The 12,296-nt window shown below is 44.6% G+C and carries 9 protein-coding genes; 8 read left to right on the top strand and 1 reads right to left on the bottom strand.

What is annotated here, in order from left to right; genetic code table 11:
* From MKY54_RS18810 to MKY54_RS18780, 7 genes are all read left to right on the top strand, one after another.
* Entirely contained in the window at positions 1 to 597 is a 597-nt protein-coding gene (locus tag MKY54_RS18810; RefSeq protein ID WP_036688443.1) for a dipicolinate synthase subunit B, read from the top strand.
* A gap of 260 nt (positions 598 to 857) precedes the next feature.
* Positions 858 to 2,081, top strand: a complete 1,224-nt coding sequence (dapG, locus tag MKY54_RS18805; RefSeq protein ID WP_036688442.1) for an aspartate kinase — start codon at positions 858 to 860, stop codon at positions 2,079 to 2,081.
* A gap of 16 nt (positions 2,082 to 2,097) precedes the next feature.
* Entirely contained in the window at positions 2,098 to 2,973 is an 876-nt protein-coding gene (gene dapA, locus MKY54_RS18800; protein WP_339187540.1) for a 4-hydroxy-tetrahydrodipicolinate synthase, read from the top strand.
* Positions 2,974 to 3,483: 510 nt separating this feature from the next.
* Positions 3,484 to 5,163 carry a ribonuclease J gene (locus MKY54_RS18795; protein ID WP_076127859.1) on the top strand — a complete coding sequence of 560 codons (1,680 nt, stop codon included), beginning with the start codon at positions 3,484 to 3,486 and terminating at the stop codon, positions 5,161 to 5,163.
* Positions 5,164 to 5,366: 203 nt separating this feature from the next.
* The gene (locus MKY54_RS18790; protein ID WP_076136428.1) at positions 5,367 to 6,134 is read left to right on the top strand and encodes an ATP-dependent Clp protease proteolytic subunit; all 768 of its coding nucleotides are present in this window, start codon (positions 5,367 to 5,369) and stop codon (positions 6,132 to 6,134) included.
* Positions 6,131 to 6,343 (top strand): YlzJ-like family protein, encoded by a 213-nt coding sequence (locus MKY54_RS18785; protein ID WP_076127863.1) that lies wholly within the window; start codon positions 6,131 to 6,133, stop codon positions 6,341 to 6,343. Before MKY54_RS18790 ends, MKY54_RS18785 begins: the two co-directional genes overlap by 4 nt.
* Before the next feature lie 78 nt (positions 6,344 to 6,421).
* Positions 6,422 to 9,082, top strand: a complete 2,661-nt coding sequence (locus MKY54_RS18780; protein ID WP_076190915.1) for a DNA translocase FtsK — start codon at positions 6,422 to 6,424, stop codon at positions 9,080 to 9,082.
* An 89-nt stretch (positions 9,083 to 9,171) separates the two neighbouring features.
* Here MKY54_RS18780 and MKY54_RS18775 read toward each other — a convergent pair whose 3' ends face one another.
* The gene (locus MKY54_RS18775) at positions 9,172 to 11,136 is read right to left on the bottom strand and encodes an AraC family transcriptional regulator (RefSeq protein ID WP_339187536.1); all 1,965 of its coding nucleotides are present in this window, start codon (positions 11,134 to 11,136) and stop codon (positions 9,172 to 9,174) included.
* A gap of 172 nt (positions 11,137 to 11,308) precedes the next feature.
* Between MKY54_RS18775 and sleB the strand changes: the two genes are divergently transcribed.
* Positions 11,309 to 12,175, top strand: a complete 867-nt coding sequence (gene sleB / locus MKY54_RS18770; RefSeq protein WP_036688421.1) for a spore cortex-lytic enzyme — start codon at positions 11,309 to 11,311, stop codon at positions 12,173 to 12,175.
* Positions 12,176 to 12,296: the final 121 nt, after the last annotated feature.

The following is a 12,296-nucleotide window of genomic DNA, read 5'->3' as shown; positions in this document are numbered from 1 at the left end:
ATGGATTGGCACGGAAAAACAGTAGGGTATGCGATCACTGGATCTCATTGCACTTTTGCTGAGGTAATGCCACAAATTCAGCGCTTCGTAGACGGGGGAGCAAACGTAGTACCTATAGTTTCTGCCTCTGTACTAGGAACAGACACCCGCTTTGGGACATCGCAAAATTGGTTAAAACAGTTGAAAGATATAACAGGGAATGATATCATTTCTACAATTGTTGAAGCGGAGCCGCTGGGTCCTTCCAAGCTGCTGGATGTGCTGACAATAGCACCTTGCACAGGAAATACAACGAGTAAACTGGCTAATGCCATGACGGATAGTCCCGTGCTAATGGCAGCTAAATCACAGATGCGCAACGGACGTCCACTAGTTCTAGCGATATCTACAAATGATGGATTGGGCCTAAATGCCGCGAATATTGCTAAGCTTCTGGTGGCTAAACATATTTATTTTGTACCATTCGGTCAAGATAACCCTGAGGGTAAACCTAACTCGCTCGTGGCACGCATGGATCTTATCCCGGAAGCTTGCTATGCCGCTTTGCAAGGTAAACAACTACAGCCGATGATCATCGAACGGTTTCATTCAGCATAGAAAATTGACAGAGCTCGGCTGATTTTGTTGTGGACAATAAAAGGGGAGATGCACCAAATGAGCAATGAGAAATGCCAAGATAACGTAGTGGAACCAGCTAAGTTCATTGCTATCAAAAAAATATAAGCAGTATTGCTACCGTCCTCAGGTTCGAGGGCGGTACAGCCATTTAACAACTTACTTAACGAATAAGCTCACGTACCGTAATCTTTTCACGAATGATTAGTGTGTTTGCTTTGATAATAATGGGGGAATTATACATGGGTATTCTGGTACAAAAATTCGGAGGAACATCGCTATCCACACCGCAAGCTAGAGAACACGTAATCCGCAATGTCAAAAGGGAGCTGGCTAGTGGCTATAGCCTTGTAATTGTTGTATCGGCTATGGGCCGTCGTGGAGAGCCTTACGCAACTGACACTTTGCTGGATTGGGCCGTGCAGAACGGAGATGCACTTCCAGACCGGGAAAAAGATCTCTTGATGTGCTGTGGTGAAATTATTTCAGCTACTACTCTATGTGGGCTACTGGAGAATGAAGGCATCGCTTCTACAGTATTAACGGGAGCTCAGGCAGGATTTCTGACAGACAGCAACTACGGTAATGCCAGAATTCTGGATGTACGTCCGGAACGCATTCTCCGTGAGCTGCGTGAGGATAAGGTGGTTATTGTTACCGGGTTCCAGGGCCAGACTGAAGCGGGTGATTTGACAACTTTAGGCCGTGGCGGCAGTGATACCTCTGCTACAGCACTGGGTGCTGCTCTTCATGCTGATATGGTGGATATTTATACGGATGTTAACGGGATTCTTACAGCAGATCCACGGATCGTTGAAGATGCTAAGCCATTAACTTACGTTAGTTATACTGAAATTTGCAATATGGCTCATCAGGGAGCAAAAGTCATTCATCCACGTGCGGTTGAGATTGCTATGCAGGCACAGATCCCAGTTCGTGTTCGTTCAACCTTTTCAGAAGCTGAAGGTACGTTGGTTACGAATCCAGAAGGATTTAACGATATCCAAGCAGGGGGAATTGTGGATCGATTCGTTACAGGGATTGCTTATGTCAGCAATGTTACACAGATTTCTGTGGAATGCCCGGACGGTAACGGAACCGGAGTGCAACTGCAAATCTTTAAGAGTATGGCAGATAACGGGATAAGCGTTGATTTTATTAATGTAACACCTACGGAAGCTCTTTATACGGTTTTTGATGACAAATCAGAGAAGGCTATTTCTGCTCTACAGCAGCTGGGTTTGCGACCTAAGAGTTTGTCGGGTTGTGCCAAAGTTTCTGTTATCGGGGGCGGAATTAATGGTGTGCCTGGTATTATGGCGCGCATTGTTGAGGCGCTTAGCTCGCAAAACATTCAAATTCTACAATCCGCGGATTCGAATACAACGATATGGGTGCTTGTGAAAAAAGAAGATATGGTGCAGTCCCTGCGTTCGCTGCATGCTATGTTTGAATTGCACCGCTGACAAGGAGGAATTCAAAGTGGATTTCGGAAGATTAATAACAGCCATGGTAACCCCTTTTGATGGGGATGGAGAAATCAACTGGGATGTAACTTCACAGCTTGTCGATTATTTAATTGAGGTACAGAAATCAGAGGCTTTGGTTGTCTGCGGAACGACAGGGGAATCGCCTACGTTAAGCGATGAGGAAAAGCTGCAGCTGTTTTCTTTTGTGCTGGAAAAGGCGAATGGACGTTGTAAAGTTATTGCTGGAACTGGCAGCAATAACACGAAACATTCCATTCATCTGACGAAGGAAGCGGAGAAAATAGGCGTAGATGGAGTGCTTTTGGTCGTTCCTTATTATAATAAACCGAATCAGGAAGGTCTTTATCAGCATTTTTCCACGATTGCTTCAGAGACTTCATTACCAGTGATTCTATATAATGTTCCAGGTCGAACAGGTGTAAGTATGAGCGTGGCCACTACCCTGCGGCTTGCTGAGATTCCGAACATCGTTGCTACGAAAGAATGCGCGTCTGTAGATCAGGTAACACTTATTGCCTCTGCTTGTTCAGATGATTTCCGTGTATATACGGGTGATGATGCCTCAGGTCTTCCCAGTCTGGCTGTCGGTGGATACGGAATTATAAGTGTATCTAGCCATGTGGTTGGTGCGCAGATGTCAGAAATGATTTACGCTTATACCTCCGGCAATGTTCAGCTTGCTGGAGAGATTCATCGCCAGCTGTTCCCGATTTTTAAAGGAATGTTTGAATGCCCACAACCGCTGCCCAATCCTTCAGCTGTAAAATATGCTTTAGGACTCAAGGGGATCCCTGTGGGCGGAGTCAGATTGCCGCTTATTTCGCCAACGGAAGCGGAAGCGGCTTTTATTGAAGCACTTTTTCACTAAGAATTAATCATTGCTGATGTACGTTCTAAACCGGCTACTCTATTGAGGGAGCCGGTTTTTGCATTTATATTTTTTTTCTGAAATATTGAGGCGAATTTAAGGAAAGAATTTGGATACGAGGCGGATGACTTGTCTTTTGCCAAAAAAATCATGTATAATGATCTTAAGTGACTGGGTGCGGTTAAAATTAAATATGCGGTAATCTTCCGTCAATGTAATACATTGTGAGACAGGATAGGTCCCAAGATGAGTCTGTTTAAATAAATGACATGTCTTCGCGCGAGGGGCGCGACGGTGAATTTTGACGGCGTTTGTCCGCTTCAATATGAACTTTACTGCCCGGAATCGGGAGCTTTCGCATTGCGCATTTTACAGATTTCAGGAATTTCCTCGTCGATTGGAAGTTATTGGCTGTTTGAAAGAAATGTGTTCAGCGCCGCTGAAATAATCGAAGTTCGATATTTACCAATAAAAGTATGACGTCCAACATCATAGGAGGGTTAGATTCATTTGTCCAAAAAAAACAACAACGATAAATTGACGATTTTCGCATTGGGCGGAGTCGGAGAAATCGGGAAAAACATGTATGTTATTCAATACGGAGCTGACATTGTAGTCGTGGATTCGGGACTCAAGTTTCCGGAAGAGGATATGCTCGGTATTGACATCGTAATTCCTGATATCTCGTATTTGACAGAGAACCGTGACAAGGTAAGAGGTATTGTGCTTACTCACGGACACGAGGATCACATCGGTGGTCTACCTTATGTCCTGAAGAATTTGAATGTTCCAGTCTATGGAACAAGATTGACTTTAGGTCTTGTAGAGAACAAATTGAAGGAAGCGAACCTGCTGGGTGACACCAAACGGATTCTGATCAACGAAGATTCAGAAATTCAATTGGGGAACTCACTTAAGGTAACTTTCTTTAGAACCAACCACAGTATTCCTGATTCCGTGGGTGTATGCATTGAGACTCCGGAAGGAAATGTTGTTCATACGGGCGATTTCAAATTTGACCACACCCCAGTCAACGGTCAATTTGCAAATCTGCATCGGATGGCAGAGATTGGCCAAAAGGGCGTACTTGCTCTTTTGTCGGATAGTACGAATGCTGAGAAACCAGGCTTTACCCCATCTGAGAAGAATGTCGGTATTGTGCTGGAAGATATTTTCCGCAAGGCTGAGCAACGTGTCGTTGTAGCAACTTTTGCTTCCAATGTGCACCGTATTCAACAAGTGGTTAATGCAGCAGAATCTACGGGTCGTAAGATTACAGTAATTGGCCGCAGTATGGTCAACGTTGTATCCATCGCTTCAGAGCTTGGATATTTGAACGTACCTGACGGAATGCTGATCGAACCGGAAGAAATGAATAGAATGGCAGCAAATCGTGTAGTTGTTCTTTGCACAGGCAGCCAAGGCGAGCCAATGTCTGCATTGACACGTATGGCACGTTCTAGTCATCGTAAAGTAGATATCCTGCCAGGCGATACCGTTATTATTGCGGCAACACCTGTGCCAGGTAATGAGAAGTATGTAGGCCGTACTATCGATGAATTGTTCCGTCTTGGTGCTAATGTGATTTACAGCGGTTCCAACTCCGGCGTTCACGTATCCGGTCACGGTAGTCAAGAAGAACTTAAGCTTATGCTTAACCTGATGAAACCGAAATTCTTCATTCCGATCCACGGTGAATACCGCATGCAGCGCAAACATGCTTTGCTGGCAGAATCGGTTGGCGTAGAGCCACAGAACATTTTCATCACTGAAATCGGTGAAATTGTTGAAATCCAAGGCGGTGCCGCTCGTAAGGCTGGCAAAGTAACAGCTGGTAACGTATTGATTGACGGACTAGGTGTAGGCGATGTTGGTAACATTGTATTGCGTGACCGTAAGTTGCTGTCTCAAGATGGTATCTTGGTTGTCGTGGTTACACTTAGCAAGCAGAATGGTGCAATTGTTTCTGGACCTGACATCATTTCACGTGGTTTTGTTTATGTTCGGGAGTCCGAAGGACTGCTCGACGAAGCTAACCGAATTGTATCCAGTACATTGCAACGCCTGATGAGTGAAAAAGTAAATGAGTGGGCTTCCCTTAAAACAAGCGTAAAAGATTCGCTGGGCCGTTTCTTATATGAACAAACGCGCCGCAGACCGATGATTTTGCCAATTATCATGGAAGTGTAAGGAGAGTTTCTCCTTCAATGAATATATAGCTAGGGCTGAGCCCCTTTTCCCCGGAAATATTGGACGGTTTCCACGGGAGAAGGGGTTTTTGTATGTTCATAAGCTGAAAATTGCATAATGCAGCACCCTGAAACGTCATACTAAGGATTGTTAGTAAGGCAACAGCAGACTAGAGCTGCATATAACAAGGGAGAGCTGCGAAGATGAACTACATCGAAGGATCAAATGGAGCAAAAAATGAGGAAGTTGTCCCAGGAGAAACTAATCCGAATCCTAATGAAAATATGCCGCCCACTACAATGGGAGCGATTAAGGAGCTTGGACAAACAGTAGTCCCAAGTGGAGAGCCTGATATTTTTTGCTTAACGATTATTGGTCAGATTGAAGGACATATTGTTATGCCTCCACAGAACAAAACAACAAAGTATGAGCATATCATTCCGCAGCTGGTGGCAGCTGAGCAGAATAAAAACATCAAAGGCCTGCTTATCATTTTAAATACGGTAGGTGGAGATGTAGAAGCGGGATTAGCAATTGCGGAAATGATTGCATCCCTCTCCAAGCCAACGGTAACCGTAGTCATTGGAGGCGGGCACAGCATCGGGGTGCCGATTGCAGTTTCCTCCACTTATTCGATTATTGCTGAAAGTGCAACGATGACGATTCATCCGATTCGAATGAATGGTTTAGTGATCGGAGTGCCGCAAACTTTCGAGTATATGGAGAAAATGCAGGAACGTGTCGTTAAATTTGTGACTTCCCATTCGCGCATTTCTGAAGAACAGTTCCGTGATCTCATGTTTAAGACAGGTGAGCTCAATCGTGATATCGGGACGGCTGTGGGGGGCTTGGATGCCGTTAAATATGGTCTGATGGATGAGGTCGGCGGGATCGGAGCGGCACTTGCGCATCTTAACCGAATGATCGGCGGGGATTTCTCAGCATCGACTCCAGGAGGGATTACGCAATGACACTGTACACAGTAGTTGCAATGGAACAGGTGTGGGAGGGGGCATTTAACAATTATGCCGCAACCCGAGAAGTTAGTGTGCAGGGCATGCTGATGCAGGTTGAACCGATGGAGGAAGGACGTGCGCGGATTGTGAGATTATTGGATTGTCCGCTGAACCGTTATCTAGATCCGGCGTTCTCTCCAGGTTCGATAATTACATTAACATAAAGATTCATTTTCTGACAAAAGAGAACATAGGTACGCCACGCCATTATATGGTATAATGTTGTTCCGGGGGTGGCTGGCGTGGCTAAACGAAAAAAGAAGAAGAAAAAAGCGCTGCTCGGCAGCGTTTTAAAATATGAAATATATGGAATTTTATTAATAACTATTTCCGTCATTGCACTGTCTGGTGAAGCAGCCGTAGGGCGCTCACTTTCAAGTATGGCGGGTTACTTATTAGGGAGATTTTATTTTGTGTTGCCGCTTATCGGCATTTTTTATGGACTTATGGTGATGATCCATCGAAGATGGCCTTCCTCGTGGAACAGCAGGCATACTGGCGTGCTTCTGCTTCTATTGTCTATGTGCCTTATGAGCACAATATCTGCAATGGAGCAGAAGCTTGGCCCGTTGTCTTTGTTACATCCTGGCAATGTAATGACACAAATACATAATGATCTTTCGGGATCACTTTCACCTGGCTCGAACGAAAGCAATGTCTATATGCTGGGTAAGGATATAAGCGGAGGGTACATCGGCGGGTTGGAGTATGCAGCGCTGTTATGGCTTTTTGGTAGTCTGGGCGCTAAGCTGCTTATGATCGTCATGCTGGCGATCAGCTTTATGCTAATTACCAACTTGTCCTATGTGGAGATTTTTACGCTTTTGCGAGTGCGCTTGGTTAAGTTTGTGGAGGGGATTCGTCTCCATGCTGCAAACCGTCCGAAGGCGGTTCCCGTAGCGGCCAGACCTTCTAGAGCCGCTGCTCCAGCTAAGGCTCGGCAGGTGAAGCAGCCTGTCTATGATGACGAGGAGGAAGAAGACGAAGACGATCGGTATTTGCCTAATCGCAAACAACCTGTCCTTTTGAAAAAAATATCTGGCTGGTTCTCAGGCTCCACGCGTTCACAGGTGGAAGCAGATTCTGATTATGACGATCAGGGTCCAATTGTGGCAAGTGCTTCAACTGGTCCGATTATTTCGGGATTAACTCCAGATAGTCATGTAATTCCATTAGACGATATCGATCATGATTTTGATGATGCGGATCTGGATATTGAACCTGTGACGCCTATTATTCGTGACTTCTTTGAACATATCCGTTCAGAAGGGTTAAACGAAGAAGACCGGGAAGAGTGGAGTGAATTCTCACCCGCAGCTCGTGGTGAAGCAGCTAAACCTGCTGTAGCCGGACCTAATGCCGTTAAGCAGCAGTCTACGGATGAGTCTGAGGAGAATGTAAGCATAGACTTGGAAGGCCTGCTAGGTGCTTCTCCAGATGGAGAGATTATTCCTGCTCCTCCAGCACCACCTCCACCGAAGCCATATAAGCTGCCATCGTTCCGTCTTCTAGCCAAACCTAACAATGGTGGCAAAGCTGGAGATCAGAATGATTATATGCAGACAGCCCGTAAGTTAGAAGCAACACTTGAAAGCTTTGGGGTACGGGCTAAGGTGCTGGAGGTAGTAAGAGGCCCAGCGGTTACGAGGTATGAGATACAACCGGATATTGGGGTTAAGGTTAGCCGTATTGTAAATCTGACGGATGACATTGCCCTTGCACTTGCAGCCAAAGACATTCGGATGGAAGCGCCGATTCCGGGTAAATCTGCAATTGGGATAGAAGTTCCGAACTCTGAGGTGTCTATTGTTACCATGCGCGAAGTTATGGAAACACAGATTTTTCAGGAGGCTGAATCCAGATTATCGATTGCTTTTGGCCGTGATATTTCCGGCCAGACCATTATTGGCAATCTGGCTAAGATGCCCCATTTATTGGTGGCCGGTGCAACAGGCTCCGGTAAATCAGTCTGCATCAACGGGATTATAACAAGCATCTTATACAAAGCTAAACCTGATGAAGTCAAATTCCTCATGGTCGATCCAAAGATGGTAGAGCTGAATGTGTATAATGGAATTCCCCATCTTTTGGCTCCGGTTGTCACAGATCCAAAGCGGGCTAGCCTAGCTTTGAAGAAGATTGTAGTGGAAATGGAGAAGCGTTATGAGCTATTCTCCAAATCGGGAACACGGAATATGGAAGGTTATAATAAACTAATGGCTGAGAATCCAGCGGCAATTCTTCCGTATATCGTTGTTATTGTGGACGAGCTTGCGGATTTGATGATGGTTGCAGCCAATGATGTCGAGGATGCGATTTGCCGACTTGCACAAATGGCGCGGGCGGCTGGAATTCATTTAATTATCGCTACACAACGTCCTTCAGTAGATGTAATCACAGGTTTAATTAAAGCTAATATTCCATCCCGGATCGCTTTTGGCGTATCGTCCAATGTGGATTCACGTACCATTTTGGATATGCCCGGTGCAGAGAAGCTGTTAGGCCGAGGTGATATGTTGTTCTTGCCAATGGGCGCATCTAAACCTATTCGTGTACAGGGAGCTTTTATGAGCGACCAAGAAGTAGAGACTATTGTTCAATATGTCAGCAGTCAAGGTGAAGCCGAATACGATGAGTCCATCGTTCCTGAAGTGGATGATACAATCACTGAGGATCAGGAGCCGCAGGATGAATTATACGAGCAGGCCGTACAAATTGTGCTGGAGGCTAAACAGGCTTCAGTGTCGCTGCTACAGCGTCGTATGCGTGTCGGTTATACCCGTGCAGCCCGGTTGATTGACTCTATGGAGGCTCGTGGAGTCATCGGTCCTTACGAGGGCAGCAAGCCGCGTGAGGTGCTGGTGTCACTTGAGCAATATCAGCATAACAAGATCAGCTCCTAAGCTGGACAAGCCCGTCGAAACCTTCAATAGACAGTAAAAGAGATGGCCACTTTATGAAGTGGACCATCTCTTTTTTGTATCCTGAGTACTTATTTGACTCTTGGTGCAGCAAGCAAAGCTTCAACAATATAATCCAGTTGCACATTTAGAGAATAGATATCACTGTAATAACCTAATCCAAAATCAATTTCCATCAAACGGCCTTCTTTCACGGCAGGGATATTGTTCCAAATTGGGTTTTGGGTCAGATCAGCCATACCATCATAAGAGGAGCGGAAGATATAGTCACCGCTGTATTTGCCAAGGACTTCAAAGGATACGGATTCGCCATCCGCACCAGTCGCCGTATCTATTTTCTGTTGAATGATTTCCGGCGCCTTCATGCCTAAATATTCATAAATGATTTGCGAACCACGTCCGAATTGTTTGCTTGCCACAACAGCCATACTGTTGTCTTTTCCACCTTCCATGATGGATATTGTGTGATCCAGAATACCAGCTTCTTGCAGCTTTTGTTTGCTGTCTTCAACTTTTTTATGGAAATCAGTAAATAATTCTTTTGCTTGATCCTCTTTGCCTACGACTTGTCCAATAAAGGACACCCGTTCTTCTGTTGACATTTTTTCATACGGAACTAACACTGTTGGTGCAATTTGGTGGAGGGCTTCATAAGTTTCCTCTGACGGCACGATGATTAGATCGGGATTTAGAGCAAGGATTGCTTCAGGGCTAGCCTCAAACCAGGTGCCAAGCTTTTGCACATCTTTTAGCTCATCTTCAAATGCAGCACCCTCGGATACATCGGATACACCTATAGGTTTAATGCCTAGAGCCAGTACATCACCGAGCAAATAAAGAACTACGACTCTTTGTGGACTAGTGGGAACGGCAATGTCTCCTTTAACTGTGGAAATTATCCGGGTTTGTGCTTCGACAGCAGCTTTGTCTGTATTTGCTCCTGTACTTGTTTCTGCTGAGGGGGTTGGTGTCCCATTGCTTGACGCATTTGAATTTGTGGTTCCCGTGGAACAAGCGCTTAACACTATGGTAAAGCATAATAACAGGGTGAGCAGTAATGTTGGTTTGGCATTTCTAAACATTGGTAATTCCCCTTCTCCGTTATATTGATAATGATTATCATAATCAATATAACGGAGAGGTTGTGTTCGGGCAATGTCAATTTGTGCACCTTGGGATGGCATATCACGCCAACTGGGTTGGGTGATCAATTTATTTTTGTATCGGACAGGGGAGGTTCCGTAATATTTTTTGAACATTTTTCCTAGATAATAGCCATCAGGATAACCTACTGCAATTGCGATGTCATGCAAGCTCGCCTCAGTGTTCAGGAGCAGTATTTTCGATTTTTCCATGCGGATGCTGATTAAGTACTGAGCAGGGCTAGTCTGCAGCCGTGTTCTGAATAATCTGGATAATGTTCTAGGGCTGCTGTTTACCGCTTTAGCTAATTTTTCAAGAGAGAAGGTTTCCTTATAATAAGTCTGCATATAGCGAATTGCTTGATCTAGCGGATCAGGTTGGATTAACTGTGTTTCCAGCGTATGCAGCTGCCTAAGCATCTCATAAATCCATTGATAAAACAGTGTTTTAACATGCAGCCGATCCAAAAGACCTGTTTTGCCCCAATCAGTAAACATGTTCTCCATCTTATCAAATAAGGGCAGTGGACTAGTAGGCGTAAATCCATATTGGAGATTGAAGGGATTATTGTGTTCCATAATTGCTTTTAGATTGTTGCGTGAGGCGAGTGAAAGGTTTGCTTTATATAAAATTAAGTAATACTCCAGTAGTTCCTCCGTGCGTAAAAATTGAATGTTCATTCCTTTTCCACCATGAAGGATATGAAAGTTAACGATCTCATGCGGGATCTCGTCAATCAGTATTTCGGCTTTGCCGTTTATGATCAACAAGAATGCGCTTGAGGGCAGCTGATAATGTGAATTCAGATCACTTGATCGTTGAAAAGTATGGCGTATATCAATAATTTCTATTAATGCGTGGTTCCACAATAAAATGTGGTCCTTTAAATTCATGATTAATATCAACTCCAACGTTTTCTTATTTCGATTATAGTTGATAATTATTCTCAATTACAATGAAATGCTATTACTTCTTTTTTAGTAATGCATAGGATGTCCTGACAGTCGTCATAATAACTTTAGCCATCCATGCAGAACTCACAAAAGAAAGGTAGAGCGAACCCCTATGAAGAAACATAAGTTGTGGATCTTTGCTTCTTTAACCCTTGCACTTGCTGCCGCGCCGTTTGCAGGAATGCTGCTCCAGGGTAATGGCATAGTACAGACCAAGCAAAGTGCTGCTGCGTCATTTGTCCATGAACTAAATCATCCTGAAGAAGAGGCCTTGCCTGCCTTCAGCACGACTCCGATTAAACTCGGTTCTTCTGGTCAGGATGTTTATGAGTTGCAAGGACGTTTAAAACATCTGGGCTTTTATGAAGGGAAAATAGACAGTCAGTTTGGTCCGAAAACGAAAAATTCAGTAACGTGGTTTCAATGGAAGTTTGGAATGAAGTCTGATGGCATCGTAGGCGCTAAGACTAAGCTGAAATTGTATAACGCAACTAAGAACTGGAAGCCAACAGAGTCGGCTTCAGCAACCGGAAATAATACAGCAAACAACAACACCGGTAACAAAACAAATACAACCAATAATTCGGATTCAGCGTCTCTGTCTTCAGGGAATACGATGGGATTATCAGAAAATGATCTCAAAATTATGGCTAATGCCGTCTATGGTGAGTCAAGAGGTGAACCTTTCGAAGGACAAGTTGCTGTTGCTGCAGTAATCTTGAACCGGGTAAAATCTCCGAGCTTTCCAAATACGCCGTCTGGCGTTATTTTTCAGCCGGGAGCTTTTACAGCTGTAGCTGACGGGCAGATTTATTTGGAGCCAAATGAGCAGGCACGAAAAGCAGTGCAGCAAGCGCTGAATGGCTGGGATCCTTCGGGTGGGTGTTTGTATTATTTCAACCCTAAAACGGCGACCTCCAAATGGATTTGGACTCGTCCACAGGTCAAGACTATAGGCCAGCATATTTTCTGTATGTAGATAAGTAAAGAAGTAAATCCAGAGAGCAACCGGGAAGAGGCATCCGGTTGCTTCCTTACTTTGGAATGGTTTAGAATGGTTATTAATTCATAAACATGTTAATGAGCAACTATCCACGCGG

This window comes from Paenibacillus sp. FSL P2-0121 (assembly GCF_037975345.1).
Classification (GTDB): domain Bacteria; phylum Bacillota; class Bacilli; order Paenibacillales; family Paenibacillaceae; genus Paenibacillus_AQ; species Paenibacillus_AQ odorifer.
The sequence above is the reverse complement of the archived record's forward strand: the minus strand, read 5'-3'. Positions and strand labels throughout refer to the sequence as shown.

Excerpts from the sequence above, each read along its gene's own strand:
- MKY54_RS18810 (WP_036688443.1), top strand. The coding sequence starts at position 1 with ATGGATTGGCACGGAAAAACAGTAGGGTATGCGATCACTGGATCTCAT.
- dapG (WP_036688442.1), top strand. The coding sequence starts at position 858 with ATGGGTATTCTGGTACAAAAATTCGGAGGAACATCGCTATCCACACCG.
- MKY54_RS18790 (WP_076136428.1), top strand. The coding sequence starts at position 5,367 with ATGAACTACATCGAAGGATCAAATGGAGCAAAAAATGAGGAAGTTGTC.
- MKY54_RS18785 (WP_076127863.1), top strand. The coding sequence starts at position 6,131 with ATGACACTGTACACAGTAGTTGCAATGGAACAGGTGTGGGAGGGGGCA.
- MKY54_RS18775 (WP_339187536.1), bottom strand. The coding sequence starts at position 11,136 with ATGAATTTAAAGGACCACATTTTATTGTGGAACCACGCATTAATAGAA.
- sleB (WP_036688421.1), top strand. The coding sequence starts at position 11,309 with ATGAAGAAACATAAGTTGTGGATCTTTGCTTCTTTAACCCTTGCACTT.